This window comes from Paractinoplanes rishiriensis (assembly GCF_016862375.1).
GTDB lineage: Bacteria > Actinomycetota > Actinomycetes > Mycobacteriales > Micromonosporaceae > Actinoplanes > Actinoplanes rishiriensis.
In genome coordinates, this window is record NZ_BOMV01000076.1 from 159,263 (window position 1) to 184,521 (window position 25,259).

A 25,259-nucleotide genomic window follows, 5' to 3' on the forward strand; every position below is an offset into this window, starting at 1 on the left:
GTCATGAACGAAGCTGTCCCCGTGCAGCAGGTCGGCGGTGTTCGGTGTTGCGACGCCGACCGGGAGCGGGGCGGCCGCCTGGATCGCCCTTTTGGCCACGATGTGGACCCAGCTGCGACACGCCGCCGGCTCGAACCGCCGTCGCACGGTCGTTGCGGTGGTGGCCGTACTCGCCCTGCTCGGCGGCGCGGTAGCCGGGTTCGAGCTGTTCGAACCCGTTGACCTAGACGACTGACGAGTTGCTGCGGAAGGCCAGCCCGGCCGCGTCCAACGCTGCTCGCAGATGGCCAAGGGCGTAGGGCCCGACTCCGTGCAGTGCCCGCACCTCGTCCTCGGTGAGGCCGGCGACCTGCTCGAGGTTGACCACGCCGTGCGCGGTGAGCGCACGGGTCGCGGCCGCGCCCAGGTGCGGCAGCGGGGTGCCCGGCTCCGGCACCGGCCGGTCCTGGGCTGGCCGGGGGTGACCCTCGTGGTCCAGGACGGCAGCGCCGCGCGCCGACAGCCGGTAGCCGATGTCGAGCGACTCGGTCAGACCGCGCTCCTTGAGCTTGCGCACGTTCTGCTTGAACGCCGGGGTGTCGCGTCCCATCCGTTGTGCCAGGTCGGGTGCCCGGGTGGCCGGCAGTTCGTCGATCAGCAGGAGCGTTGCCCGGGTCCACGGCCCGGTCGGCGAGGCGCGGTCGAGCCGGTCGAGCCACGCGACGATCGTCTCGATCTCCGCGGTGTCGGGCACCGCCGCACGCAGCGCGTGCCGCGGGTCGGCACCCGCGTACCGCAGCCCGATCCGATACACCGGCCGGTCGGGGTGCACGCGGTCCAGCCCCTGCCGGAGCGCGGCCAGCGACATCGCGCCGGCCCGGCGGGCGTCCGCGGCGGTCAGCGAGCTCACCGGCACGCGGTCGACGGACGTGATCTCGACCAGCCCGACCGCGGTACGCATCCGGGTGCCGACCCGGACACGAGGCCGCTCCCAGCGGCGGAACGCGACGTCGACGTCACCGGCACGGATCGCCGCCAGTTCCGCGGGACGCATCAGCATGCCCCAGTTCACCACGCCACGAGCCGTCCCCGCCCGGTCACCGGCGGGTCGCGGCACGCGAATTCGCTGGCCGGCAGCCTCCAGGATGCGGTAAGTACGTCGCATGACGACATCGGAGCCGCCGCCGCTGACCGTGGTGCAGCCGGGCGGCGGACGCGTGGGCCAGCTCGGCGACATCGGCGTGCACTTCAAGCTGTGGGGCGAGGACACCGGCGGCGCGCTGGCAATCGTCGAGCACCCGTTCCCGGTCGGCGCGCTCGTGGCGCCGCATCTGCACACCCGGGAGGACGAGTACTCGATCGTCATCGAGGGCGAAATCGGCTTCCGCTCGGGCGACCGGGAAGCCGTGCTCGGCCCGGGCGGCTACATCACCAAGCCGCGCGGCGAACTCCACGCCATGTGGAACGCCGGCGCCGTCCCCGCCCGAATGATCGAGATCATCACCCCGGCCGGCTTCGAGCACTTCTTCCGCGAGGTGGCGGAGCTGATCGCGGCCGGGCCGGCGGCGGCCGGCCAGGGCGGCGACCTCGCCGAGCGCTACGGCCTGAAGTTCGGCGAGCCGGAGTGGCTGCCGGAAATCGTCGAACGGTTCAAGCTGACCACCTAGGCGTCAAAACAAGACCCGCCCCCGGCCCGTGCTTGCCCCACACCGGCCGGGAGCGGATCGGATCCTTAACGGGGCCGGGGCAGGTCCCGGGTGTCGGCGTCGGCCACGATGGTTTCGGCTACGCGGCGTAGTTCGGCCATGTCGGGGTGGAAGCCGTCGGCTATGTCGTGGTGCAGGCCCTCGCGGGTGCGGCGCAGGAGTTCCTGTGTCACCACTTCGACGCTTTCGCCCGCGTACGCGTGCCGGGTCTTGTCGGTTGCGGCCCGGAGGGCCGACGTCAGCTGGTCCTCCAGTGGTCCGCGCAGCTTCCTCTCGACCCGGTTGAGACCGGTCGGATCTAGCGTGACCTGCGGCTCGGCCATGTGTGTCCCCCTGTTGGTGATCCGGCATGTCGCCGTTACCCAACGGCACCAGATGGTCAAACGTTGCGGGTTTGTGTCGTCGCACTCCGGGGCAGGCATGCACTGATCGTCGAAGTGATCGCTGTCACTTCGGCGGTGAGCTGCCGGATGGAGGGCCTATGGCGAACGCCGACCGACATCCGCAACGACGCACCCTGCGTGCCCGGGCACTCGCGGCGGGAGCCGCGCTTGCCCTGGTCGCACCGCTTGCGGCCTGCGGATCCGACGACGAGGGCGGCGTACCCGTCCTCAATCTCTATCAATTCCCGGTCGAGAACATGCAGGGCGTGGTCGACCGGTGCAACCAGGAGGCGGCCGGCAAGTACCGGATCGCCTATCAGGTCCTGCCGCGCACCGCGGACGACCAGCGGGTTCAGATGGTCCGCCGGCTCGCCGCCGAGGACGACAGCATGGACATCCTCGGCATGGACGTCACCTGGACCCAGGAGTTCGCCAGCGCGGACTGGATCCGGGAGTTCACCGGGCAGGACAAGGCCGACGTCGAGAACGGCACGCTGGAGGGGCCGCTCGCGTCCGCGGAATACGAGGGGAAGCTGTACGCGGCGCCGAACAACACCAACGTGCAGCTGCTCTGGTACCGCAAGGACCTGGTGCCCACGCCGCCGAAGACCTGGGACGAGATGATCCAGATGTCCCAGCAGCTCAAGGCGCAGGGCCAGCCCTACCAGGTGCTCACCATGGGTGCCCAGTACGAGGGCCTGGTTGTGCTGTTCAACAGCCTGGTGGCCAGCGCCGGCGGGCACGTGGTCGACGACAGCGGCAAGACCGCGGTGATGGACGCCGGCACGGTCAAGGCGCTCGAGGTCATGAAGAACTTCGCCACCGCGGGCGTGACCAGCCCGTCGTTCCCGAACGCGATCGAGGACGACGTGCGGCTCGCGTTCCAGGGCGGCGGCGGTGCGTTCCAGCTGAACTGGCCGTATGTCTGGGCGTCCATGCAGAAGGACGCGCCCGACCTGGCCAAGAACGTCGCGTGGGCGCGCTACCCGGGCATCGACGCGAGCACGCCGAGCGTCACCACGATCGGCGGCTCCAACATGGCGGTCAGCGCCTACAGCCGCCATCCGCAGCAGGCGTTCGAGGCGATCCGTTGCCTGCGCGGACCGGAAAGTCAGAAATTCCTGGCCCTGAACGCGGGGCAGGCGCCCTCGATCGAGGCGGTCTACGCCGATCCGGAGATGACCGAGGCGTACCCGATGAAAGAGGTGCTGCTGGAGGAGCTGAAGACCTCGGCACCGCGGCCGCGCACCCCCGCGTACCAGAACCTCTCGACGGTGGTGGCCGCTGAGCTCTCGCCGCCCTCGTCGATCCAGCCGGCGCAGACCGCGGAAACGCTGAAGACGTCGATCCAGCAGGCCATCGACTCGAAGGGGGTGCTGCCGTGAGCGTTCTCGAGAAGCCCCGGACGCCGGTCGCGGCGCCGAAGAAGAAGGCCGCGATCAGCGAGGGCAAGCGGCAGGAGCGCCGGCTCGGCTGGCTGCTCTGCGCCCCCGCGGCGATCGTGATGGTCGCGGTCACCGCGTACCCGATCATCTACTCGTTCTGGCTGTCGCTGCAGCGCTACGACCTCAAGTTCCCCGACCAGCGCGAGTTCGTGGGGCTGGCCAACTACGTCACGGTGCTCGGCAACCAGTACTGGTGGACCGCGTTCGGCGTCACCATGCTGATCACCGTCGTATCGGTGGCGGTGGAACTCGTCCTGGGCATGGGGCTCGCGCTGATCATGCACCGGACCCTGGTGGGCCGGGGGCTGGTGCGGACCTCCGCGCTGATCCCGTACGGGATCGTCACCGTGGTCGCGGCATTCAGTTGGCGGTACGCCTGGACGCCCGGCACCGGCTATCTCGCGAACCTGGTGACCCCGGACGGCGCCCCGCTCACCGAACGGGCCAGCGCACTCGCGATCATCATCCTGGCCGAGATCTGGAAGACCACGCCGTTCATGGCCCTGCTGCTGATGGCCGGGCTGGCGCTGGTGCCGGACGACCTGCTCAAGGCGGCCTCGATGGACGGCGCCAGCGGCTGGCAGCGGTTCCTCAAGGTGATGCTGCCGGTGATGAAGCCGGCCATCCTGGTGGCGGTGCTGTTCCGCACGCTCGACGCGTTCCGGGTCTTCGACAACATCTACGTGCTGACCGCCGGCGCCAACGAGACGTCGTCGGTCTCGATGATCGCCTACAACAACCTGATGAAGGGGCTCAACCTCGGCATCGGCTCCACGATGTCCGTGCTGATCTTCCTGACCGTGGCGATCATCGCGTTCGTCTTCGTGAAGCTGTTCGGCACGGCGGCCCCGGGCAGCAGCGAGGAGAGCCGGCGATGACAAAGCTCAAGTGGGGTTTCCTCGACGCGATCGTGGTGATCTTCGCGCTGATCCCGGTGCTGTGGATCGTCTCGCTGTCGTTCAAGACCACGCCCACCCTCACCGACGGGAATTTCATCCCGAAGGAATGGACGCTGGACAATTACCAGCTGATCTTCCAGACCGACCAGTTCGTCCGGGCTTTGATCAACTCGATCGGCATCGCGCTGATCTCGACCGCGATCGCCGTGGTGCTGGGCACCATGGCCGCGTACGCGATCAGCCGGCTGGACTTCCCGGGCAAGCAGTTGCTGGTCGGGGTGTCCCTGCTGATCGCGATGTTCCCGCAGGTCTCGCTGGTCTCCCCGCTGTTCAACATCGAGCGTCAGCTCGGGCTGTTCGACACCTGGCCGGGCCTGATCCTGCCGTACATCACGTTCGCGCTGCCGCTGGCCATCTACACGCTGTCGGCGTTCTTCAAGCAGATCCCGTGGGACCTGGAGAAGGCCGCCAAGATGGACGGTGCCACCCAGGGCGAGGCGTTCCGCAAGGTGATCGCCCCGCTGGCCGCGCCCGGCGTCTTCACCACGGCCATCCTGGTGTTCATCTTCTGCTGGAACGACTTCCTGTTCGCCATCTCGCTGACCTCGACCGAGCAGTCCCGCACGGTCCCGGTGGCGCTGTCGTTCTTCACCGGTGCCTCGCAGTTCGAGGACCCCACCGGCGCGATCTCCGCGGCCGCCGTGGTGATCACGGTGCCGATCATCCTGTTCGTGCTGTTCTTCCAGAAGCGCATCGTCGCGGGCCTCACGTCCGGCGCCGTGAAGGGTTAGGTGGGTGATTCAGTGGCTGACATCGTTCTCGACAAGGTTTCGAAGAAATACCCGGACGGCACCACGGCCGTGCACGAGGTGGATCTGGAGATCGCCGACGGCGAGTTCATCATCCTGGTCGGCCCGTCCGGCTGCGGGAAGTCCACCACGCTCAACATGATCGCCGGGCTCGAGGACATCACCTCGGGCGAGCTGCGGATCGCCGGCGAGCGGGTCAACGACAAGGCGCCCAAGGACCGCGACATCGCGATGGTGTTCCAGTCGTACGCGCTCTACCCCAACATGACCGTGCGGGAGAACATGGCGTTCCCCCTGCGGCTGGCGAAGCGGCCCAAGGACGAGGTCGAGCGCAAGGTGCAGGAGGCCGCGAAGGTCCTGGAGCTCACCGACTACCTGGACCGCAAGCCGGCCAACCTGTCCGGCGGTCAGCGCCAGCGGGTGGCGATGGGCCGGGCGATCGTGCGCAACCCCAAGGCGTTCCTGATGGACGAGCCATTGTCCAACCTGGACGCCAAGCTGCGGGTGCAGATGCGCACCCAGGTGTCCCGTCTGCAGAAGCAACTGGGCACCACCACGGTCTACGTCACCCACGACCAGACCGAGGCGATGACCCTGGGCGACCGGGTGGTGGTCATGCGGGGTGGCTACATCCAGCAGGTGGGTGATCCGCAGACGTTGTACGACCACCCGCGCAACCTGTTCGTGGCGGGCTTCATCGGTTCGCCGGCGATGAACTTCGTGCCGGCCGCGGTCGAGGACTCGTTGCTGCGTACCCCGCTGGGTGATCTGCCCCTGAGCGACCGGGTCAAGCGGGCGCTGGCCGACGCCGACGCGCCCGGCCAGCTCATCCTCGGCATCCGGCCGGAGCATTTCGAGGACGCCAACCTGGTGGAGGACACCCATCGGGCCAAGGGGTACGAGTTCACGCTGCCGGTCGACCTGGTCGAGTCGATGGGTTCGGACAAGTACGTCTACTTCACGGTGGAGGGCGAACACGCGGCGTCCGCGGACCTGGAGGACCTGGCCAAGGACGCCGGCGGCGCCGACCTGCCGCCGCAGGACAGCCTGGTCACCCGGCTGTCCGCCGAGTCCCGGGTACGCAACGGCGCGGACGCCAGGATCTGGATGAACCTCGACAAGATCCACCTGTTCGACCCGGGCAACGGCCGCAACATCACGCTGTCCGAGAGCTGATCACAAATCGTCGATGCGGGCGGCGAGGAACTCCCGCTCGGCGGCGTTCTCGGTGCCGGCGAGGGCCGCGGCGTAGGCTGCCGCGGCCTCGTTGTGCCGGCCGAGGCGGCGCAGCAGGTCGGCCTTGGTGGCCGGCAGGTAGTGGTAACCGGCCAGCCGGCCGTCGCGTTCCAGGTCTTCGACCAGCGCGAGCGCGGCGGCCGGACCCTCCGCCATGGACACCGCCACGGCGCGGTTGAGGGCCACCACCGGGGACGGCCAGATCGTCAGGAGTTGGTCGTAGAGGAGACGGATCTGCGGCCAGTCCGTCTCGGCGTAAGCCGGGGCCTGGGCGTGCAGGGCCGCGATCGCGGCCTGGAGGGTGAACCGGCCCGGTGCGGCGGCGGTCAGCGACGCGGTGATCAGGCGGTCGGCCTCGGCGATCGCGGTCCGGTCCCAGGCGGTGCGGTCCTGGTCCTCGAGCCGCAGCAGGCGGCCCGCGGCGTCGGTGCGGCCGGCGCGGCGGGCGTGGTGGATCAGCAGTAGCGCGAGCAGGCCGGCCACCTCCGGCTCGCGGGGCAGCAGGACGCGCAGCATCCGGGCCAGGTCGAGCGCCCGGTCGCCGAGATCGGCGCGTTGCAGGTCGTGGCCGGCGTGGGCGGTGTGCCCGGCGGAATAGAGCAGGTGGATCACGGTGAGCACCGCACCGACGCGCGCCGGCAGTTGATCGGGCTCCGGTACGGCGTACGGGATCCGGGCTATGGCGATTTTCTTCTTCGCCCTGGTGATCCGGGCGGCCATGGTGGACTCGGTGACCAGCAGCGCGCTCGCCACCTCGGGCGTGGTCAGACCGCAGAGCAACCGGAGGGTGAGCGCCACCTGGGCCTCGACCGCGAGCGCCGGGTGGCAGCAGGTGAACACCAGGCGCAGCCGGTCGTCGGTCGCCGAGGTGTCCGGCTCCTCCACCACCAGCAGCGGGAGCTTGGCCGCCAGGGTGCGCTGCCGCTGCAGGGCGTTGAGGACGTTGCGGCGGGCCGCGGTGGTCAGCCAGGCGCCGGGTTTGTCGGGTACGCCCTGCTCATCCCAGGTGCCCAGGGCCTGCACGTAGGCGTCCTGCACCGCCTCCTCGGCGAGGTCGAGGTCGCGCGCCACCCGCACGGTGGCGGCCAGCACGTGCGCCCATTCGGCGCGGTGCGCGGCCGCCACCGCCGCGCCGGCGTCACTCCACAATGTCGAACCCGATCAGCGGGCGCACCTCGACGCCGCCGCTGACGATCGGGGTCATCCGGGCCAGGGCCAGCGCGTGGTCGAGGTCGCGCGCCTCGATCACGAAGACGCCGGCGATGGCCTCCTTGGTCTCGATGAACGGGCCGTCGGTGATCAGGTCGCCGCGGATCGCGGTGGCCGTGGAACTCGGCTGGAGCGCCATCCCGGCCACGACCCGGCCGCCCCGCTCGGCGATCCGCGCGTCCAGACTCCCGTGCGCCTCGAGGACCTCGGGCGGCATCTCGACGCCTTCCCGCTCGAAGATCATTACGGCGTACTGCGGCATCACCGCACCCCTTCCAGCCAGGCGGTCCACGACGGGTCGACGTCGCCGCCGAACTGGTGGACGCTCATCCCGACCGGCCAGCCCCAGGCGTCGCGACCGAAGAAACGGTACAGCGCGTCCGCGGTGCGCACGCCCAGGAACGGCTCGGCGGTGTAGTCCACGACGCCATCGACCCCGCCCTCGCGCGGCTCGTAGCGGATCGGCCACAGCCAGCCGGCGGTGTGCCGGGTGAACGCGTCCCAGATTTCCGGCGGCGTACCGGGCAGGGTGCCGGTCCAGCGGACCTCGAACTCTCCGGACATGTCGGGCTCCTCGCGATGGGTGCGGCCGTCGGTTCGGCCGCTCTCCTCAAGCCGACAAACGGCGCCGCCGCGAAATCGACAACATCGCGGAAAAAATCCGGTAGGGCCGGTGGCCCAAGCGGAGGCTCTCGATCCCCTTGAACCACCGGCAACCCATCTGCTACCCGTTCGTGGCCGGGATAACCACATCAGACAGCAGCGGCGGGAGAAGTTCGGCGAGCACCGCCACGCCGTCGCGGCTGAGCACGGATTCGGGGTGGAACTGGACGCCCGCGAAGCCCGGTCCGCGCAGCGCGTGCACGGCCCCGTCGGCCGGGTCGCGGGCCACCTCGACGTGCCCGTACGGCGAAACGAAGGTGTCCGCCTCGGCCAGCGCGGCGAAGCTGGAGTAGAAGCCGACCCGCCGGACCGTGCCGAACAGGTCGACGTCGCGGGCCAGGCCCTGATACGGCGCCTCGCGGCGGTCCAGCGGCAGGCCGAGCCGGTCGGCGAGGATCTGGTGGCCGAGGCACACCGCGAACAGCGGGCGCCGGGCCGCGAGCAGTCCGTCGACCAGGGCGTGCAGGGTGCGCATCTTGGGGCTGGTCAGGTCGCCGGGGTCGCCGGGGCCGGGGCCGGCCACGACCAGGTCGGCGTCGGGCAGTGCGGGGGCGTCCGGCCAGGGCAGCACGGTGACCGCCAGGCCGAGGGCCTTGAGCTGGTGCGCCAGCATTGCGGTGAACGTGTCCTCGCCGTCGACGATCGTGACGGTCCGGCCGTCCAGCGCGGGCACGGTCAGTGCGCCGGGCGCCCGGGAGTCGAGCCAGAAGCGGGCCAGGTCGTTGTTGCGGGCCGCGAGAGCGGCCCGGACCTGCGGGGTCTCGGCCTCCGGGCGTACCGGCAACGGAGCGGGACCGGTGGCACCCAGCGCGGCCAGGATCCCGGCCGCCTTCGTGTGTGTCTCGGCCACCTCGCCGGCGGCCGTCGAATGCCGCACCAGCGTGGCGCCGACCGGGACCCGCAACGTGCCGTCCGGTGAGATCTCGGCGGTGCGGATCAGGATCGGCGCGTCCAGCGTCTGCCGGCCCTGGTCGTCGTGGTCGAGCAGGGCCAGCACGCCGGCGTAGTAGCCGCGGCCCCGGCGCTCGTGCCGGGCGATCACCCGGCAGGCGTTCTCGATGGGGCTGCCGGTGACCGTGGGGGCGAACATGGTCTCGCGCAGCACCTCGCGCACGTCCAGCGAACCGCGGCCGGCCAGCAGGTACTCGGTGTGGGTGAGGTGGGCCATCTGCTTCAGGTAGGGTCCCGCCACCTGACCGCCGTGCTCGGCCACCGTCGCCATCATCTTCAGTTCCTCGTCCAGCACCATGTACAACTCCTCGACCTCCTTGGGGTCGGCGAGGAAGTCGAGCAGGTCGCCCGAGCCGTGCCGGAAGGTGCCGCTGATCGGGTTCATCATGGTGATCCCGTCGGCGACGCTGACGTGCCGCTCGGGGGTGGCGCCGACCAGGGTGCGGGTGCCGGTGTGCACCAGGAAGGTCCAGTACGTGCCCTGCTCGTGGGCCAGCAACCGGCCGAAGGCGGCGCGAGCGGCGTCCACCGGGTCGCCGTCCACGGTCGCGGTGAAGACGCGGTGGATCACGAAGTTGGCGCCCTCGCCGTGGCCGATCTCGTCACGCAGGACCCGCTCGACGATGGCGCCGTACTCGTCGTCGGACAGGTCGAATCCGCCGGCGCCGACACGCAGCGGCCCGGCCGGAAAATCTTCCAAAGGCTGATGGCGTACGGCGGACACGCGCAGACATTCGAGCGGCGCCCCGTCGTCGAAACAGTCGAAACCCCGTTCGGCGATCTGCCGGTAGGGCACCACCGCGAGGGTGGGCCGGTCTCTCTCCAGCGGGATGTCGGCGAGCGTGGCGACCGTGACGACGTCGCCGGTCAGCACCTCGACGTGGTCGGCGCCGTCCCTGTGCAGTAAAGCGAAGGGTTGCATGGGCTGTTTCCTCTTCCGCAGGTGGTGCGGTCGCCCTGCCGAGGTGGGGCCATGCGAAACGGCCGCCTCGGTGGAGGCGGCCGCGGTGGTTGGTTACGCGCGGGTGGGTGTGGCCGCCAGTCTGGCGGGCCACCACATGCTCAAGCGCGCGTTCATGGCGCAGAGCTTACGGCTCGGTGCGCCGGACGCGCCAGATGGGTCAGGCGAAAGCCGACCGGATGGCGTTGCGGGCCCACAGCATGCGGCCCAGGGCGGTGTCCGGGTGCTCGCCGAACTCCTGGGCCACCACCTCGGCGCAGCGGGCCGGGCCGAGCCTGCTGACCGTGTCGCTCACCGCGGCGCGGATCAGTTCGGCAGTCGGTTGCTCGGACCGCTGAACGTGTGAGGCGAACAACGCGTCCGTGCGGGCGTCGTCGAGCTTCGCGATCATCGCATCCTCCTGCCGGTAGATCCTGTGGGCCTGGTGCAAACCAGGACATCGGGCTTCGGATGCAATCCCGATGCCGCACGGTTGCAGCTGGGTTGCGGGGTCCGCTCCCATTCGTCCGAGCGCCCGCCACACCACGAAATAACGGGATATGGTGCCGATTAGTAGCGAAAGCTGGGCCATCCAACCAAGGGGGCTTGCCGTGACCGTGGTCTTGGTCGCCGACGACGACGCCGACATCCGCGACCTGGTGGCGTTCAAGCTGGAACAGGCCGGCTTCGAGGTGATCGCGGTCGAGGACGGTGAGACTGCCCTGGAACAGGCGCGCAGCCGTAACCCCACGCTGGCCGTGCTGGATGTGTCGATGCCCCGGATGTCCGGCATCGACGTGTGCCGGATGTTGCGCTCCGACCCGGCCACGGCCGGGATGCTGATCATCATGTTGACCGCCCGGGTGCAGGAGCAGGACGTGGAGGGCGGGTTCAGCGCGGGTGCCGACGACTACGTGACCAAGCCGTTCAGTCCGCGCGAGTTGGTGACCCGGATCCAGGCCCTGCTCAGCCGGACCCGGGCCTAGGACCGGCACGGCGGCACGGCGGATGCGACGCGCAGGCACCGCGTACCGGAGCACGGCCTTCCTGGCCGGGCTGGCCGCGGGCTTCGGCATGGCGGCCGCCGGCGGGCTGATCCGGCGGCTGACCGGGCTGCCCGGGCGATCCCGCACGGCGGAGATGCGGGCGGTCGCCGAGGCGGGTCAACTGCGCCGGCGCGAGGAGCTGCTGCTGGGCCGGCTGCGGGCTCTGGAGGCGGCCAAGACGGACTTCATGTCGACCGTGTCGCACGAGCTGCGTACCCCGCTGACCAGCATTTCCGGCTACCTCGAACTGCTGCGCGACGCCGAGCCGGGCGAGTTGAGCGACGCGCAGGAGCGGATGCTCGAGGTGATCTCGCGTAACACCAGGCGCCTGCGGGAGCTGATCGAGGACATCCTCACGCTGTCCCGGATCGAGACCGGCACCTATCGCAGTGAGCTGGTCGAACTCGACCTGGCCGACGTGATCGAGCGGGCGGTCACCGCGATCGGCCCGCTGGCGGCCAAGGGAGCAGTCGGCCTGCACTGCGACGTGCGGGGTCCGCTGCCGCTCCGGGGCGACGGCGTGCAACTCGACCGGGTGCTGGCCAACCTGCTGGGCAACGCGATCAAGTTCACCCCCGCCGAGGGCACGGTCACGATCCGCGCCGACCGCCACGACGGGCACACCGTGGTGAGCGTGTCGGACACCGGGATGGGCATTCCGGCCGACGAGCAGCAGGCGCTTTTCGTCCGGTTCTTCCGGGCCACCAACGCGATCCGTCAGGCGGTGCCCGGCACCGGCCTTGGCCTGGCCATCGTCCGCAAGATCGTGGACAACCACGGCGGCACCATCAAGGTCGACTCGATCGAGAACGTCGGCACCACGGTCACCGTGCGCCTGCCGAGCTGACGCCGGCCCCGATCTCCGCGCCTGGCAGGTGCGCCGCGGCCACGTCCGGCGGCTCCGCGAACGCCATGCTCCCCTGATCACGGAGGCCTCTATCGGGCCGTCACCCCATGTGTTGAGGACAACTACTTTGAGTTACTGCTCTGCTCTCGGGAGGCCGCCGCGAACGGATAACGTCTGAGGGTGGCGCGGATCCTGCTGGCCGAGGATGAACCGGACATTCTGCACATGGTTGCGCTCAAGCTGCGGCAGGCCGGGTTTGACGTGATCGAGACCGGGGACGGGTTCGCGGCGCTCGAGGTGGCCCGGCAGGTGCCGCCGGATCTGGCGCTGGTGGATATCCGGATGCCGCGCGTCGACGGGATCGAGGTCTGCCGGGAACTGCGGGCGGGGCCGCGGACGGCGGATATTCCGATCATCGTGTTCACCGCGCGGGCGCGGCCGCAGGATCGCGAGCGGGCGTACCAGGCCGGCGCCGACGACTACATCGTGAAGCCGTTCAGCCCCCGTGCGCTGGTCGAACGCGTGCAGGCGGCGCTCGCTGGCGTCACGAGGTAACCGCCCGAACAGCTCAGGCCGCGCCAGTCCCAGCCGATGAGCCATCTCGAAGCTGTGACGAGGGGACCGAAAATGAGTAGGTGGCCGCGGCCGACATCGCCGGCCTGGCTGGTGCATGCCGGCCTGGTGGTGGTCGGCACCCTGGCCAGCGTCGCCTACGTTTTCGCCGAACCGCACCTCCAGCCCGTCATCTTCACCCTGGTCACGCTGGTCCCGATCGTGACGTTCGGGATCGCGCTGGGCACCCGTCATCTGACCCATCGGCGGCCGTGGATGATCGCCATGGCCGGGCTGGTGCTGTTGTCGCTGAGCATGGCGTACTGGTCGGACTGGGTCAGCGGCCACCACCTGGGCCGAGCCGAGGGCCGGGTCGCCGACTTCGCGATCGCCTCGGCGCACCTGCTGTTCCTCTTCGGCGCCGGCGGCGTGCTGCGCAAACACGGCGCCAACGACGCCGGCGGCATGCTCGACGCGGCCCTGTTCGGGGTCTGCACGGCCGGGCCGATCTGGGCCTGGCTGATCGCGCCCCGGCTGACCGAGTTCTCCACGCCGCTCGGCGAGATGCTGCTGATCGCCGACATCGCCGTGCTGGCCGCGGTGGTCGGCTGCCTGGCGCGCATCGGCACCCGCGCCCGGCGCGCCAGCGGCCCGATCGGCTACCTGGCCCTGTGCTGCCTCGTCACCATGGCGGCCCACCTGTCGGGCGTCCTCACGGCTTCGGGCGGAGGCACCGACGCCACCTCGGTGCTGCTCATGTTCGCGTACCTGACCATCGCGGCCGCGCCCATCCACCCGGCCGCGCCGCTGGTCACCAAGCCGGACCGGCCCGGCCGGGAGGTCAGCGGCGAGCCGCCGCTGGTCTGGATCGGCGTCGCGCTGTGCGCCAACCCGCTGATCGCCGCGGTCCAGGCGATCAGCGGCGACAGCTCGGCCAACGTGCTGCTCGCGGTGGGTTCGGTGCTGGCCGTGCCGCTCGTGCTGCTGCGCCTGCGACAGATGTCGGTGCTGCGCAGCGAGGCCGAGCGGACCCTGGCCCACCACGCCCACCACGACGAGCTGACCGGCCTGGCCAACCGACGGCACGTCGGCGCCGAGATCGACCGGGCCCTGGACGACCTGCGGGCCGGCCACCTCGACCAGGTCACCGTGCTGTTGTTCGACCTGGACGGCTTCAAGCCGATCAACGACCGGTTCGGCCACAGCGCCGGCGACGCGGTGCTGCGGGCGGTCGCGAGCCGGCTCTGCGGCGCGGTCGAGCGCGAGGATGTGGTCGGCCGGCTGGGTGGCGACGAGTTCCTGGTGCTGCGCCGCGGGCGCAGCGTGGCGGATCTGGCCGACCGGGTGGGCGACCTGCTCTCCCTGCCGATCGAGGTCGATGGTGCGACCGTACGGGTGGGCGTCTCGGCCGGCGCGGCCAGTGCCGGCCCGGGCTACGAGTTCGACCGCGACACCCTCATCGGCCGGGCCGACGCCGAGATGTACGTGGTCAAGGCCACCCACCGCCTGGGCCGGGACGAGATCCCGTCCTCGCCGATATCCGCCCCGCCGGTTAGGCTATCCTAACTTCGCCGGTCCTGTGGAGCCCGGCGTCGCGGGACGGACGGGGTTGGGATGGCGCAGCCGGAGTCGCTGTCAGAACTGCTGAACGGACGGCGGGCGGCCCTCGACGCCTCCCTGCCGGCACTCGGCTTCGTTCTGGGCTGGCTGGTTTTCGGCCGTTCCATCGGGGCCGGCGCGGTGGCGGCCGTGGTCTTCGCGCTGGCCGTCTCCGGCTGGCGCCTGCGCAACGGTGACAAGCCGCGGGCCGTGCTGATCGGCCTGCTCGGGGTGTGCGTGGCCGCGTTGATCGCGCTGCACACCGGCCGGGCCGAAGACTTCTTCCTGCTGCAACTGCTGAGCAACGCCGCCAGCGCGCTGGCCTGGGCGGTGAGCATCGTGATCCGCTGGCCGTTGCTCGGGGTGGTGGTCGGCATCGTGCTGGGCCAGAAGGCGCGGTGGCGGCGGGATCCGGCGCTGCTCCGGGCCTACCTGCGCGGCAGTTGGGTCTGGGTCCTCCAGTACGTGATCCGGCTGGTGGTGTTCCTGCCGCTGTACCTGGGCGGGTTCGTGGTGGCGCTCGGGGTGGCCCGGGTGGTGCTGACCTGGCCGCTGGTGGCGGCCTGCATGGCGGTCAGCTGGTGGGTGATCCGGCGCAGCCTGCCGGCGGGACATCCCGGGCTGCGGCATCCGGTGACCGAGCCGGCGCCGGCCGAGGAACGCGGCTGAGCGGACGCAGCATCACGGCGCCCTGATCCGGATCGGACGGGGCGGCGGGCCTGGATTGCGGTCACCGTGGTTCCCAACCTTTGCCAGGCCCGCCTACGCCCTACACCCAGAACACGTAGTCCGCCGTATAGGGGACTGATGCCAGCTGACCGGTCCGGCAGCCGGTGATCGGCGGCGCCACGCCACCACCGGTGTTCAGCCGCTGAATGTAGGTGACCGCGCCAAGCTGGCCCCCGCCCTGTCCGCGCCCCTCCAGCAACAGCTGCGGAATCGAGTTCGGCCGCGGCGACGGCGCCTGCGCGAGCACGCGGCCCGACACCTTCGACCCGTCGACGGCCTCCCAGAACGGCACGACAGTGCCGCCGGCGCCCTGCACCCCGTAGTGCCGGATGAACCGCGGGGTGCTGTCGGTGAGCGTCGCGCGCGGCTCCTGGAACGTCCAGACGCCGGTGTCGCAGCGATACACCTGCACACCGGTCTGCACCCGGTAGGTGGCAAGGATGCGGTTACCCGGCGGCGGTTGCAGCGCCGAGGGCGCCGCAATGGTCTCCGTGCCGACGGCGGTGTCCGCCTTGGCGGGCGCGGGAACCTCCTCGGCCGACGCGGTCTGGGTGAAACTCAGCCCGCCGATGCCCATTACCGCGGCCGTGGCGGCCAACAGCACCCGCGTACGCCTGTCTGACCTTCCCATGTGAACTCCGTTCGAACGGTTGTAAGGGGATCAGCCTGGCGGGAAGCCTTCATCGTCATCGCACGATCCGCGCTTGCACCGGCGATGCCGTTTCGGTGCAGGTTCGGTGAACGGACGCTGCGACGCTGGGCGGCACGAACGGGAGGCCATGATCAAACGTCATCCAGGTGGTCGACAGCTTCGAGGGCCCGGGCCCAGCTCCTGCAACACCTGGGATCAGCGCGGGTCCTGCCGGCGGCTCCAGCGGAGCGGGCCAGGGTGGACGCTCCACCAGGCGCGGCGCCACCACGGGCGGCGGGCGCGCAGTTCGGTGGCGTAGGCGACGACTTGGCGGCTGGCGTGTTCGGCCTGGCCGTGGCTGGCTGAGCCGGGGGCGAAGCCGACCGTGTTGATGCCGGCGACGAGGGCGTCGAGCGGGGGTAGCGGTGCCTCGGCAGTAGGCTCTACCCCAGGGCCGCCAGCGTCCGTTTTGTCCGGAACGGATACCCCGGCCAGGTCGGCCGGGGCCTTCGGTGCGGCAGGGCCGGGATTCGCCTCCGGCACGGCCCGGCGCAGCAGGCTCCGCCGCGGTGGCTGCGGTGCCGCCGCGAAAGCCGCCGCCTCGGTGGCCGCCAGATGTGTCGGCACCGGCCGCCCGGCCAGCCGCAACGTATCCGTGAACTCCGACCAGGCCCCGGCGATCCGATCGTCCGGACTGCCGGTGGACAGGCGGCGCCGGCGCAGCGACCGGCGCATCGCGATCACCATGCCCGCCGCCACCCCGAGGATCAGCAGCAGCGATCCCGACGCCCCGCCGGCCACCACCGCCCCGTGCGGCCCCGACCCCGGCGCCGCGGCCAGCACCGTGGGCGCGCTCGACGCCGCCGCCGACTCACTGGCGGTGGGTGCGTCGGACGGCGGCGGGGGCGGCGTCGTCGGCTTCGGGTTGAAGTCCTCTTCGACGGGGCGCGGGTTTTTGCTCTTCGGCATCGGGTCGAAGGCCACCCAGCCCAGCCCGTCGAACAGCACCTCCGGCCACGCGAGCGCGTCCCCGCCGGTGACCTCGCCACCCGCGGCCGGCGCGTCGAATCCCACCACCACCCGGGCCGGCAGTCCGGTCAGCCGGGCCAGCAGCGCGAAGGACGCCGCGAACTGCTCCGACGTCCCGCGCTGGCCGCCCTGCTCGCGCTTGCCGAACAGGAAGAAACCCAGATTGGGGTACGCATGACCGCTCGGCGCGTCGGCGACCTTGCGGTAGTGCTCGGACAGGAACTGCTCGATCGCCGCGGCCCGGTCGTAGGCGGCGCCGTTGCCGTCGGCCAGTTGGTTCGCGAGCCGCTCGATGTTCTCCGGCACGTCCGGGCCGAACGCCAGGTAGCGCGCGACCTCGGGCCCGGACGGCGACTCGGCGGTGGGCAGCAGGTTGAAGTCCGGCGTCTGGAGTTGCGAGGTGACCGAGTACGCGAGACCGGCGGTGAGCTGGTCGGCGCGGATCACCGTGCCGGTCCCGCTGTCGAAGGCGATCCGTGCGCCGCTCACTTCGGTGGGCGACGGCACGACCGGGAGCAGGCGGCCGGTCAGCCCGTCGATGGTGATCTGTTGGCGTACCTCGCTGACCTCGGTGTCCGGCAGCACCGGCTGGGCCGGCAGGACCCGGCCGGCATTGCGGTAGGTGGCACCGACCCGCCAGGTGATGCCGTCGTAATCCGGCAGCACCGCCAGCCGCAGCCGGGTTCGCTTCGTCCCGGTGGCCGCAACCGTGAACAACCGCTGCGACGGTTCCAGGGCCCAGCCGGAGATCCGGTTCAGCGGGCTCTCGTCGAGGCTGTCCACCTGCGGCGGCTCGACGTAGCGGCGCGGGTCGACCGGGGTGGCCGAGACCCGTCCGCCGATCCACGGTCCCACGGCCGCGACCAGTCCGAGCAGCACGACGAGCGCGGCGGCGGCACCGGCCGCGGATCTGCCCCGTACGGCCGCCGGAAGTTCGGCCTGGTCACGTGGCCGGGTGTCGGCAGCCATGGCCGCGACCGCCAGCGCCGCGAACGCGAGCGTGGTCCAGCCGGCCGTCGCCGCGTTCGGGCCCACCACATAGAGCGCCCCCGCATAGAGCACAACCGGCGGCAGCAGCCCGAGCAGCACCTTGCCGGCCCGGACGCCCACCTCGGCGCCGGCCAGCCCGGCCAGCCAGGCGGCCACCACCGGCACCACCACGGTGTCCGGCGTCGGCTCCACCGGGATCATCGCGGTGAGCAGCCGCGGAATGCCGTTGACCAGGGCATCCCGCACGATCGTGGCGAGCGGCGCGTCGAGGTCGGCGCGGGCGGCGGCCACCGACAGGGCCAGGATCGTGTACCCGCCCAGGACGGCCGCGGACATCGGCGCGACCACCCAGTTCGGCAGCCGGCGCGCGGCCAGGCTCAGCCCGACCGAACCGAGCGCCGCCCCGGCGACCAACTGGGCGAGCAGCGCATCGGCGAAGATCCCGCCGAGGGCCGCACCGGTCAGCGCGATCATCCCGGCCAGCGCCGCCGACACGATTCCGGCGCGCACCCACCTCACCATCCGCGCACCCCGTCCCAGGCGCTGGCGAACTCCGCACCGTCGGCCGCCTCGATCACGATGAGCCCGTCGCCGTGCGACACCGGCGCGCCGTCCCGATCGCCGAACAGTCCCGCCATCACCACCGGATAGGGCCCGCGCAGCCCGCTGACCTGCCCGAGTTCGTGGCGCCCGCCCGGCCCGGTGAGAAACACCAGCGTGTCGCCGAGCCGTTGGGCCCGCAGCCGCCGCAGCGTCGGTGCCAGCTCGCCGCGCCGCAGCGTGACCTCGGTGAGTACGTCCAGGTAGGGCCCGCTCGCCACGGAGGCGACCAGGTGCAGGCTGACCGGCAGGTCCTCGCGCACGGCCGCGGCCACGATGGAGGCGGCCGCCTCGCACGCCGACTCGAACGACTCGGCGGTGCCGTCCCGAACCTCCGGATGGGCGCTCGCCCGGTCGTCGAGCAGCACCACAATGGTCGGTTCGGACGTGTCGAGCTGCTCCCGCACCATCAGCTCGCCCACCTTGGCCGAGCTGCGCCAGTGCACCCGCCGCAGCTCGTCGCCGACCACGTACTCCCGCAGCGAGTCGAACGTGATGGTGCCGTGCGGCACCTTGTCGGTGCGCCCGTCGAGACTCCGGGAAATTCCGGCGGGCACGGCTCGGAGCAGATGGATCCGCGGGTGCACCCAGACCGAGGAGATTTGGCCGTACGTGCGAGCCAACGCGATCAGCCCGAGCGGGTCCCCGCGGGTGACCCGCAGCGGCCCGATGGCGACCACGCCCCGCCGGCTGGTCGGAACCGGGTAGTCCACAGTGGTGTCCCGGCCCGGCCGCAGCCGCAGCAGCGGAACCGGAACGACGGTGTGGCCACAGATATCGGTGGCGACCATGGTGGCGGCCCGCAGCCGGCTGGTGTTGCGAATGGTGAGCCGCATGGCAGCGGGTTCGCCCCGGGCGACCCGATCGGGCTCGGCCACCCGGTCGACCCCGAGGCGCGGCCGCCAGAACGCGAACGCGGCCCCGCAGACGACGGCAACGACCCCGGCGGCGCCGAGCAGCGCGAGATCGGGGTAGCCGTAGCGGAAGCCGGTCAGCAGCAGGGCGGCGGCGCCGATGAGGAGACCGACGCCGCGAGCGGTGATGCCCCCGCGCCCGCGCCAGCTCGACGATTTGAGGCGGGCCGCTAGGCGGTGAGCCCGATCTGCGGCTTTTGAGCCGGGGCCGGTCGGGCTGCCGGCCGCTGGGCCGCTGCCGGCCGGCGGAGCGCTGCCGGCCGGCAGCGGCGGCTCAGCGGCGGACCGCGCCGGCACGCCGTCGTCCGCGGTCATGCCGTCTCCCGCGGTCATGCCGTCTTCCGCGGTCATGCCGTCTTCCGCGGTCATGCCGTCTTCCGCGGTCATGCCGTCTTCCGCGGTCACGCCCCGGCCGTGACGCGCTGCCCGTCGGGCAGCGGCACCGGCACCGAGCGGATCGCGTCGTCGAGCACCTCGTCGGCCGTCACGCCGCGCAGCTGGGCGTCGGCCGAGAGCAGCACCCGGTGCGCGAACACCGGGGCCACCAGCGTTTTCAGGTCTTCCGGTAGCACGTAGCCGCGGCCGTGGATCAGGGCGAACGCGCACGCCGCCCGGGTCAGCGCGATCACACCACGGGGGCTGACGCCGACCCGTACCTGCGGGTGGTTCCGCGTTGCCGCGGCCAGGCGTACCGCGTACCCGTAAAGGGGGTCGGCGATGTGCACCCGCATCGCCATCCGCACCATCTCACCCACCGTGGCCGTGTCGGTGACCGGCTCGAGCGTGTCGGGGGAGCGCAGCGCCGCACCCCGGAGCACCTCGATCTCGACCTCCTCGCTGGGGTAGCCGACCGACAGCTTCACCAGGAACCGGTCGAGCTGCGCCTCGGGCAGCCGGTAGGTGCCGTCCATCTCGACCGGGTTTTGCGTCGCGACCACCAGGAACGGCTGCGGCACCGGGTGCGGCACGCCGTCCACCGTGACCCGGCGCTCCTCCATCACCTCGAGCAGCGCCGACTGGGTCTTGGGCGAGGCGCGGTTGATCTCGTCGGCGATCACGATGTTGGCGAACACCGGGCCCGGGTGGAACTCGAACCCGCGGCTCGCCTGGTTGAAGATCGTCACACCGGACACGTCGGAGGGCAGCAGGTCGGGCGTGAACTGGATGCGCCGCCACTGCCCCTGCACGGAGGCCGCCAAGGCCCGGGCCAGGGTCGTCTTGCCCACCCCGGGCACGTCCTCGAGCAGGACGTGCCCCTGGGCGAACAACGCGGTCAGCGCCAGCCGCACCACCTCGGGCTTGCCCAGCACCACCGCACCGATCCGATCGGCGAGTTGCGCGGCGACCTGGGCGAAGCCCTGAATGTGCTGCGGCGGCAGCGGTTCGGTGTGCACGGGCAGGCTTCCTCAGCAGGTCGGCAGTACGTTGATGTCGTCCCCGCCGTCGAGGTTGAGCCACGCCCACGGGATGTAGTTCTTGCCTTCGTAGTTGACCTGCACCCACCAGGTGCTGCGCTTGTGGTCGTTGTAGATGTAGGCGTAGATCTCGGTGCCGCGCTTCTTGCAGTACGCCTGCAGGCGAGTCCCCGGTTTGGCCCAGCCGACCTGGGTGCCGTCCTGCGACGTGACCGCGAAGATCTCGTTGCCGTTCCGGCCGCTGACATCCCGGTCGCAGTACGTGGCGGTGTCGCCCTCCGCGCCGTTGGTGCAGGTCGCCGTGCCGAACAGGGCCGCGGTCGTCTTGGTGCTCTTGGCGGTGACCGTGCCGGCCGCGTTCTTGGCCGTCACCGTGAAGTCGTACGACGTACTCGGCTTGAGGCTCTTGACGGTCAGGCTCGAGCAACTGCCCGACGCCGTGCCCGCCCCGGACGCCGCCACCGAGCAGGTCGTGTTCGACGCGCCGCCGGCGTCCACGCTGAACGCCACCGTCGCCGTGTTGAACGTCGTGGTGACCCCGGTGACCGTCACCTTGGGCGCCGCCACGGTCCGCGCGGTGGCCGTGCCCGGTGCGCCCTCGCCGGCCTCGTTGACCGCGCGCACCTCGACCGCCACGTTTTCGCCCGCGCCGAACCCGGTCAGCGTCGTCGACATGCCGGTCACGTCGGTCGACCGGCCACCCGCGGCCACCACGTACTTGGTGATCGCCCGGCCGTTCTCGGCAGCCGCCTGCCAGCTCACCTGGATCGCACCGGCCCGGTCGCCCACGGTCGCCGCGTCCACGCCCTCCGGCTTGCCGGGCTTGTTGTACGGGACCACGCTGCCGCTGACCGGAGACGCCTCGGAACCCGCGCCCCGCTCGTTGATCGACACGACGGTGAACGCGTACTGCTTGCCGTACTCCAGCTGGCCGGCCGCGATGGTCAGCGACGTCTCACCGGAGTCGCCGATCGGTGCGCTGCCGCCCTCGGAGATCGCCGTCACCGTGTACCGGCGGATGTCCAGGCCCTGCCCGTTCGCCGCCGGCCAGCTGACCACCACGGTGCCGTCCGGCCTGGCCTCGGCGGTCACCGCGGTCGGCGCGTCCGGCACCTCGGAGGTGGGTTTGACGCTGTTGCTGGTGCGGGACGGGCCGTCACCCTTGCGGTTGACCGCGTGCACCTCGAACTCGTACGTCTCCCCGTTGGTCAGCCCGGTGACCGTGACCGAGCGCTGGTCGGCGCCCACCTGGAAGGTCTTGCCGGCGCCGGTGACCACGTACCGGGTGATCGGTGCGCCGTTGTCGTTGGCCGCCTGCCAGGTCACCCGGGCCTCGGCGTTGCCGGCCGCGGCCTTGACGTTGCGCGGCGCGCTCGGCTTGGCCACCGGCGGCTTCCTGGGCTTGGGCGGCGGGGGAGCCGGGGTGTCCGGCACCGGCGGCGGGTCGCCACCGAGCACGTCGTCGGCGTACTTGTCCACGGTGCGCACCTGGTGCGAACCGTCGACCACCCGGGCCGTCGAGGAGCCCGGCGCGTTGATGAACAGGTAGCCCTCGCGGACCTCCAGTTCGAGCCGTCCGCCCGGCCGGGAGAACTCGATGTCCTTCCGGGCCTTGCCCGCGGCGTCGAAGACGTGCACCCGGCCGTTGTCGCCGTCGGCCACGTAGAAGTAACCCTGCCAGGCCACCGCCGGCTGCAACTCGTCGCCCGAGCCGGGCACCGTGAACTCGGCGCGGACCTGGTTGTTGTTGACCACCGTGACGCTGCGGGCATCGCTCACCGTCACCGGCACGGACTGCCCGTCGGTGCGCGGCGCCAGCGAGCCCGGCCCGGAGAGGTCCAGCGTGACCGGCGGCTGGACGGCCTGCCCGTCGAGGATGGTGCTCAGCGCGTTCGTGGTCCGGTTGAGGACCGCCACGCCGTCCTCCAGGGTGGACAGCGTGAGGTCGTGCGCGCCCGGGGCCACGGCCTCCGTGCGGACCTGCTGCGGAGCCGAAGCCGCCGCGGCGGCGCCACCCTCACCCGGAGCTTGGGACGGCAGGACCGCGGGGGCGATAGCCGTGACCGTGCCCTCGCTGGGGGCCGCGATCCAGAGCTTGCCCTGCCCGTCGAAGACACCGCCGGTGATGCCCGGCGGGAACCGCAGCGGCGGACCCACCTTGCCCAGCGTGCGCGGGTCGATCTGCTGCACCTGGCCCTGCACGGTGTCGACCACGAACGCGGAGTCGTCCTGCAGCGCCACCCGCACGCCGAGCCCAGGACTGGTCGAGTCGATCCAGAACTGCTTGAGCGAGCTGAGATCCATGTGTCCGATGCGTCCGGTCGCCACGTCCCGGATGATCACGAACCGGTCGGTCTGGCTCACCTGAACCGCGTGACCACGGGCGATCGGCACGTCGACGCGAGTGTCCACCTTGGCGGTCACCCCGTTGATCCGGGCGACCTCACCCTTGGTCTGGCTCCACACCCACGAGGCCGCGTCGAACGAGGCCACCGCCTGATCGGCCTGGCCCAGCCCGAGCACCGTCAGCCCCAGCCCACCGGCCAGGCTGACCACCGTCGCCATCGTGACGAGGTAACCCCGGCTCCGCCACCGTCGGCGCGGCGCGACCGCCGTAACACCCTCCGTATGCGCGCTGTCTGCGCTGGTCACTGGTGTCTTCCTCCCCGTAGGACGGACCCCCTCCGCAAGGACGCAGGCCATCATAGGGGAGGTGGGTCGGCGTCGATACCCGGCAAGTCACGGTTGTGGATAACTCCCGTAGCCGAGCGTGATCATTTAGGGGCTGTATCGAGGTGGGGGCCGCAGCCCGCCTCCCACCTCGATACAGCCCCTCAGCCCCCTGTGGACGGCCGCTCCGTACAGGCCTGTTCCGAGGTCGCGAACTGGTTGTTCCGGTACACGGCGATCACCGCGAAGCAGTAGTCCAGATTGGGGTTGAGCGCCGACATCTCATAGGACGTCTCCCCAGGCCCGAGCGTGCCGACCGGCTTGAGCTGCTCGCCCGGGTGAGCCATCGCGACCATGAAGGACACGGTGCCGCGGGAGGGGTCGGTCCAGGTGACCTGAATACGCGACCCTTCATCCTGAAGCTGGACGTTTCCGGGCGGATCACCCCCGAGGGTGGGCTCGTTCGAATCGTTACCGTTCTCGTTCGAGCGATTGGCGAGGACAAACACGAGGGCGACCACGGCGATGACGGCAGAGAGGATGGCGGCGATCGCTGCAAAAAGACCCACACCCCTTTTCCCGTACGCCGGGGGAGCGGGCGGTTGGGGCGGCGGTGAAATGGGGTAGCCGCCGGGTGCGTGAGCGGGCGGGTAGGGCGCGCCGAGGGGCGGGTGCTGGTAGCCGCCGGGGGTCTGCGCTCGCTGTGCCGGGAAGTTGCCTGACGGCTGTGCCGGGAAGTTGCCTGACGGCTGTGCCGGGAAGTTGCCTGACGGCTGTGCCGGGTAGCTGCCTGACGGCTGTGCCGGGTAGCTGCCTGACGGCTGTGCTGAGTAGCTGCCTGACGGCTGGGCTTGCGGCGGTGCCGGGAAGCCGCCTGGCGGTGCGGTGTGGCTTGCCGGCGATTGGGGCTCGGTGCGCGGTGCGACTATCGGGTGGACCGTGGTGGGCTGGTCGACCGGTCCGGGCTGCGCGACCGGTCCAGGTTGCGGGGCTGCTGCTTCGCCGGGCGGGGCCGTCCAGACCTGCTGGTTCTGGTCGGTGGGCGGCTGCACGCGGCCGCCGCGGGTGCCCAGCGGGATCACCTCGAAGGCCGAGGTCTCGTCGTTGCCCGCCCCCTCCGGCGCGTCGAAGTGGAGCGCGGTGGTGGGCTCGTCCGAGAGCGGCGGGGTAGGCACGAAGTTGCCAGGGCGCGGCACCGGCCCCGGTTCGAGGCGGAACCGGGTGGCGATGTCCTCGAGACTAGGGTTCGCCCCCGGACCGTAGGTGGCCGGCGTGCCCGGCGGCGGCATCTGTTGCGCGGGCTCCGCGCGTACGGCACCCAGGTTTTGATCCTGCCCGAGATAAGCTCGCGCCCGGGCCACCCCCGGGTGATCGGCACCCAGCGCTCCCGGCCCGTGCTCGGCCACCCGGCCGAACGCCTTGCGCGCCTCATGCCGGTTGCCCAGCTCCTCGGCCACCACCCCCAGATCGTGCGAGATCTGCACCATCAGCGGATCAGCGTCCCCCAGGCGCCACTGCCCTGCTGCGTAGGCTTCCTCAAGCACCCGCCGAGCAGCCATCGGATCGTCCGCTTGCTGCAAAAGAGACCCAAGTTGATGCGCCGTAACCAGAACGTCCGGATCATCCTCAGACAGGTTGACTTTCCCCAGCTCAACGGCACGCTCCAACACAGCACGCGCCCCAGCCAGATCGCCACCACTGACGAGAGCTTGCGCGCGCTGCCGGGCCGGCAGAAGAGGGGACGGCTGCGACACGCCCGCCATGCTGCCCGGAACGTCCCTGAGATGCCAGTCGCCAGGGCTTATGCGCTGGTTTGTCCCGACCCCCACCCTCCCTGCATTAGCCCGGAGGGGCCGTGTACAGTTCTCTCCTGTGCGGCCCGCCGGGCTGCCGATACCCGGTGGGTAATCGGCGGTGGTGTCGGTAGGCTGCCAGTGCAGGTCCGGGTGGCGGAATGGCAGACGCGCTAGCTTGAGGTGCTAGTGCCCTTTATCGGGCGTGGGGGTTCAAGTCCCCC

24 protein-coding genes are annotated in these 25,259 nt (G+C 71.1%); 11 read left to right on the plus strand and 13 right to left on the minus strand.

All coding sequences use genetic code 11. The features are described from left to right. Window positions 1–37: 37 nt before the first annotated feature. On the plus strand, window positions 38–235 hold the full coding sequence (locus Ari01nite_RS35895) for a hypothetical protein (RefSeq protein WP_203786715.1): 198 nt from the start codon (window positions 38–40) through the stop codon (window positions 233–235). Here the strand turns inward: Ari01nite_RS35895 and Ari01nite_RS35900 are convergent. Beyond that, complete coding sequence (locus Ari01nite_RS35900; RefSeq protein ID WP_239163299.1) at window positions 224–1,144, minus strand: hypothetical protein; 921 nt, start codon at window positions 1,142–1,144, stop codon at window positions 224–226. The genes Ari01nite_RS35895 and Ari01nite_RS35900 overlap by 12 nt on opposite strands. Here Ari01nite_RS35900 and Ari01nite_RS35905 point away from each other — a divergent pair. Beyond that, complete coding sequence (locus Ari01nite_RS35905; protein WP_203786716.1) at window positions 1,143–1,646, plus strand: cupin domain-containing protein; 504 nt, start codon at window positions 1,143–1,145, stop codon at window positions 1,644–1,646. The two genes, Ari01nite_RS35900 and Ari01nite_RS35905, sit on opposite strands and share 2 nt — an antisense overlap. Before the next feature lie 65 nt (window positions 1,647–1,711). Here the strand turns inward: Ari01nite_RS35905 and Ari01nite_RS35910 are convergent, their stop codons facing one another. Then, window positions 1,712–2,008, minus strand: coding sequence for a hypothetical protein (locus tag Ari01nite_RS35910; protein WP_203786717.1), 297 nt, complete (start codon window positions 2,006–2,008; stop codon window positions 1,712–1,714). A gap of 158 nt (window positions 2,009–2,166) precedes the next feature. On the opposite strand from Ari01nite_RS35910, the gene Ari01nite_RS35915 reads away from it, so the two are divergent. From Ari01nite_RS35915 to Ari01nite_RS35930, 4 genes are read left to right on the plus strand one after another with little or no spacing between them, the layout of a single operon-like run. Beyond that, a complete protein-coding gene (locus tag Ari01nite_RS35915; RefSeq protein ID WP_203786718.1) occupies window positions 2,167–3,453 on the plus strand; it encodes an ABC transporter substrate-binding protein in 1,287 nt (428 codons plus the stop codon). After that, window positions 3,450–4,391 (plus strand): carbohydrate ABC transporter permease, encoded by a 942-nt coding sequence (locus Ari01nite_RS35920; protein ID WP_275410908.1) that lies wholly within the window; start codon window positions 3,450–3,452, stop codon window positions 4,389–4,391. The genes Ari01nite_RS35915 and Ari01nite_RS35920 overlap by 4 nt, the downstream gene beginning before the upstream one ends. Further along, window positions 4,388–5,203 carry a carbohydrate ABC transporter permease gene (locus Ari01nite_RS35925; protein WP_203786719.1) on the plus strand — a complete coding sequence of 272 codons (816 nt, stop codon included), beginning with the start codon at window positions 4,388–4,390 and terminating at the stop codon, window positions 5,201–5,203. The genes Ari01nite_RS35920 and Ari01nite_RS35925 overlap by 4 nt, the downstream gene beginning before the upstream one ends. Before the next feature lie 12 nt (window positions 5,204–5,215). Further along, window positions 5,216–6,397, plus strand: a complete 1,182-nt coding sequence (locus Ari01nite_RS35930; RefSeq protein WP_203786720.1) for an ABC transporter ATP-binding protein — start codon at window positions 5,216–5,218, stop codon at window positions 6,395–6,397. Here Ari01nite_RS35930 and Ari01nite_RS35935 read toward each other — a convergent pair whose 3' ends face one another. The 5 genes from Ari01nite_RS35935 to Ari01nite_RS35955 form a co-directional block, all read right to left on the minus strand. Continuing rightward, complete coding sequence (locus Ari01nite_RS35935) at window positions 6,398–7,549, minus strand: RNA polymerase sigma factor (protein WP_203786745.1); 1,152 nt, start codon at window positions 7,547–7,549, stop codon at window positions 6,398–6,400. Between the two features lie 46 nt (window positions 7,550–7,595). Further along, the gene (locus Ari01nite_RS35940) at window positions 7,596–7,928 is read right to left on the minus strand and encodes a YciI family protein (RefSeq protein WP_239163300.1); all 333 of its coding nucleotides are present in this window, start codon (window positions 7,926–7,928) and stop codon (window positions 7,596–7,598) included. Further along, window positions 7,928–8,230, minus strand: coding sequence for a hypothetical protein (locus Ari01nite_RS35945; protein ID WP_203786721.1), 303 nt, complete (start codon window positions 8,228–8,230; stop codon window positions 7,928–7,930). The genes Ari01nite_RS35940 and Ari01nite_RS35945 overlap by 1 nt, the downstream gene beginning before the upstream one ends. A 160-nt stretch (window positions 8,231–8,390) precedes the next feature. Next, window positions 8,391–10,202 (minus strand): anthranilate synthase family protein, encoded by a 1,812-nt coding sequence (locus Ari01nite_RS35950; RefSeq protein WP_203786722.1) that lies wholly within the window; start codon window positions 10,200–10,202, stop codon window positions 8,391–8,393. 199 nt (window positions 10,203–10,401) lie between these two features. Then, on the minus strand, window positions 10,402–10,632 hold the full coding sequence (locus tag Ari01nite_RS35955; protein WP_203786723.1) for a hypothetical protein: 231 nt from the start codon (window positions 10,630–10,632) through the stop codon (window positions 10,402–10,404). Window positions 10,633–10,831: 199 nt separating this feature from the next. Here Ari01nite_RS35955 and Ari01nite_RS35960 point away from each other — a divergent pair, with 199 nt between their 5' ends. The 5 genes from Ari01nite_RS35960 to Ari01nite_RS35980 all read left to right on the plus strand — a co-directional run bounded on the left by Ari01nite_RS35960 (window position 10,832) and on the right by Ari01nite_RS35980 (window position 14,933). Continuing rightward, complete coding sequence (locus Ari01nite_RS35960) at window positions 10,832–11,206, plus strand: response regulator transcription factor (protein ID WP_203786724.1); 375 nt, start codon at window positions 10,832–10,834, stop codon at window positions 11,204–11,206. 22 nt (window positions 11,207–11,228) lie between these two features. After that, window positions 11,229–12,113 (plus strand): sensor histidine kinase, encoded by an 885-nt coding sequence (locus Ari01nite_RS35965; protein ID WP_203786725.1) that lies wholly within the window; start codon window positions 11,229–11,231, stop codon window positions 12,111–12,113. A 180-nt stretch (window positions 12,114–12,293) separates the two neighbouring features. After that, the gene (locus Ari01nite_RS35970) at window positions 12,294–12,668 is read left to right on the plus strand and encodes a response regulator transcription factor (protein ID WP_203786726.1); all 375 of its coding nucleotides are present in this window, start codon (window positions 12,294–12,296) and stop codon (window positions 12,666–12,668) included. 72 nt (window positions 12,669–12,740) lie between these two features. Further along, window positions 12,741–14,231 (plus strand): GGDEF domain-containing protein, encoded by a 1,491-nt coding sequence (locus Ari01nite_RS35975; RefSeq protein WP_203786727.1) that lies wholly within the window; start codon window positions 12,741–12,743, stop codon window positions 14,229–14,231. 48 nt (window positions 14,232–14,279) lie between these two features. Then, window positions 14,280–14,933: a DUF3159 domain-containing protein gene (locus Ari01nite_RS35980; protein WP_203786728.1), complete on the plus strand. Its 654-nt coding sequence runs from the start codon at window positions 14,280–14,282 to the stop codon at window positions 14,931–14,933. 100 nt (window positions 14,934–15,033) lie between these two features. Here Ari01nite_RS35980 and Ari01nite_RS35985 read toward each other — a convergent pair whose 3' ends face one another. From Ari01nite_RS35985 to Ari01nite_RS36010, 6 genes are all read right to left on the minus strand, one after another. Beyond that, the gene (locus Ari01nite_RS35985) at window positions 15,034–15,597 is read right to left on the minus strand and encodes a DUF3455 domain-containing protein (RefSeq protein WP_203786729.1); all 564 of its coding nucleotides are present in this window, start codon (window positions 15,595–15,597) and stop codon (window positions 15,034–15,036) included. Between the two features lie 243 nt (window positions 15,598–15,840). Continuing rightward, window positions 15,841–18,153: a transglutaminase TgpA family protein gene (locus tag Ari01nite_RS35990; protein WP_239163301.1), complete on the minus strand. Its 2,313-nt coding sequence runs from the start codon at window positions 18,151–18,153 to the stop codon at window positions 15,841–15,843. Between the two features lie 5 nt (window positions 18,154–18,158). Then, window positions 18,159–19,544: a DUF58 domain-containing protein gene (locus Ari01nite_RS35995; protein ID WP_307837809.1), complete on the minus strand. Its 1,386-nt coding sequence runs from the start codon at window positions 19,542–19,544 to the stop codon at window positions 18,159–18,161. Between the two features lie 14 nt (window positions 19,545–19,558). Further along, the gene (locus Ari01nite_RS36000) at window positions 19,559–20,551 is read right to left on the minus strand and encodes an AAA family ATPase (protein WP_203786731.1); all 993 of its coding nucleotides are present in this window, start codon (window positions 20,549–20,551) and stop codon (window positions 19,559–19,561) included. Window positions 20,552–20,563: 12 nt separating this feature from the next. Continuing rightward, window positions 20,564–23,137, minus strand: coding sequence for a fibronectin type III domain-containing protein (locus Ari01nite_RS36005; protein WP_203786732.1), 2,574 nt, complete (start codon window positions 23,135–23,137; stop codon window positions 20,564–20,566). A 269-nt stretch (window positions 23,138–23,406) separates the two neighbouring features. Further along, entirely contained in the window at window positions 23,407–24,996 is a 1,590-nt protein-coding gene (locus Ari01nite_RS36010; protein ID WP_203786733.1) for a fibronectin type III domain-containing protein, read from the minus strand. Window positions 24,997–25,259 lie beyond the last annotated feature (263 nt).

Coding starts and splice junctions, on each gene's coding strand:
- Ari01nite_RS35955 (WP_203786723.1), bottom strand. CDS start 10,632: ATGATCGCGAAGCTCGACGACGCCCGCACGGACGCGTTGTTCGCCTCA.
- Ari01nite_RS35980 (WP_203786728.1), top strand. CDS start 14,280: ATGGCGCAGCCGGAGTCGCTGTCAGAACTGCTGAACGGACGGCGGGCG.
- Ari01nite_RS35915 (WP_203786718.1), top strand. CDS start 2,167: ATGGCGAACGCCGACCGACATCCGCAACGACGCACCCTGCGTGCCCGG.
- Ari01nite_RS35905 (WP_203786716.1), top strand. CDS start 1,143: ATGACGACATCGGAGCCGCCGCCGCTGACCGTGGTGCAGCCGGGCGGC.
- Ari01nite_RS35995 (WP_307837809.1), bottom strand. CDS start 19,544: ATGACCGCGGAAGACGGCATGACCGCGGAAGACGGCATGACCGCGGAA.
- Ari01nite_RS35965 (WP_203786725.1), top strand. CDS start 11,229: ATGCGACGCGCAGGCACCGCGTACCGGAGCACGGCCTTCCTGGCCGGG.
- Ari01nite_RS35910 (WP_203786717.1), bottom strand. CDS start 2,008: ATGGCCGAGCCGCAGGTCACGCTAGATCCGACCGGTCTCAACCGGGTC.
- Ari01nite_RS36005 (WP_203786732.1), bottom strand. CDS start 23,137: ATGGCGACGGTGGTCAGCCTGGCCGGTGGGCTGGGGCTGACGGTGCTC.
- Ari01nite_RS35925 (WP_203786719.1), top strand. CDS start 4,388: ATGACAAAGCTCAAGTGGGGTTTCCTCGACGCGATCGTGGTGATCTTC.
- Ari01nite_RS35975 (WP_203786727.1), top strand. CDS start 12,741: ATGAGTAGGTGGCCGCGGCCGACATCGCCGGCCTGGCTGGTGCATGCC.
- Ari01nite_RS35945 (WP_203786721.1), bottom strand. CDS start 8,230: ATGTCCGGAGAGTTCGAGGTCCGCTGGACCGGCACCCTGCCCGGTACG.
- Ari01nite_RS35900 (WP_239163299.1), bottom strand. CDS start 1,144: ATGCGACGTACTTACCGCATCCTGGAGGCTGCCGGCCAGCGAATTCGC.
- Ari01nite_RS35940 (WP_239163300.1), bottom strand. CDS start 7,928: ATGCCGCAGTACGCCGTAATGATCTTCGAGCGGGAAGGCGTCGAGATG.
- Ari01nite_RS35950 (WP_203786722.1), bottom strand. CDS start 10,202: ATGCAACCCTTCGCTTTACTGCACAGGGACGGCGCCGACCACGTCGAG.